Genomic DNA, 789 nt, shown 5'->3' with positions numbered 1-789 from the left:
AAAAGCTTGCGGAACATTTCAACGCCTGTAACCGTCGTCTTAGACGTTGGACGAATACCGATAATCTCGATTTCCTCTCCAACTTTAATAACACCACGCTCAACACGACCCGTAACAACGGTTCCACGACCCGAAATCGAAAACACATCCTCTATCGGCATCAAAAATGGTTGATCAACAGGACGTTCAGGGGTTGGAATATAATTATCAACTTCACTCATTAAAAGACGAACAGCATCTTCACCAATGCTTTTATCCTTATCCTCAAGAGCTGCCAACGCAGAACCCTTAACAATTGGTATATCATCGCCTGGGAAATCATATTTGGATAAAAGTTCCCGAACCTCAAGCTCTACAAGCTCCAAAAGTTCTGCATCATCAACCTGATCAACTTTATTAAGAAAAACAACAATTGCTGGAACACCAACCTGACGTGCAAGCAAAATATGCTCACGTGTCTGAGGCATTGGGCCATCAGCTGCTGAAACAACCAAAATAGCACCATCCATCTGTGCTGCCCCTGTGATCATGTTTTTCACATAATCAGCGTGTCCTGGACAATCAACGTGCGCATAGTGACGATTTTCCGTTTCATACTCAACGTGTGCTGTAGAAATAGTAATTCCACGTGCACGTTCCTCTGGCGCAGCGTCAATTTGGTCATAAGCTTTAAATTCACCAAAATATTTCGTAATCGCTGCTGTCAACGAGGTCTTCCCATGATCAACGTGACCAATCGTACCAATATTAACATGCGGTTTTGTTCGTTCAAACTTGCTCTTCGCCATT

1 protein-coding gene is annotated in these 789 nt (G+C 43.2%); it reads right to left on the bottom strand.

Going from position 1 to position 789, the window contains the following annotated elements; genetic code table 11:
• The coding region (locus tag ACFILO_RS09600; protein WP_375678226.1) for an elongation factor Tu at positions 1-788 on the bottom strand (788 nt) is incomplete at its 3' end.
• Position 789 lies beyond the last annotated feature (1 nt).

Source organism: Bartonella sp. AP72JLCBS, from assembly GCF_042195705.1.
In the GTDB taxonomy this organism is placed as follows: Bacteria; Pseudomonadota; Alphaproteobacteria; order Rhizobiales; family Rhizobiaceae; genus Bartonella.
The sequence above is the reverse complement of the archived record's forward strand: the minus strand, read 5'-3'. Positions and strand labels throughout refer to the sequence as shown.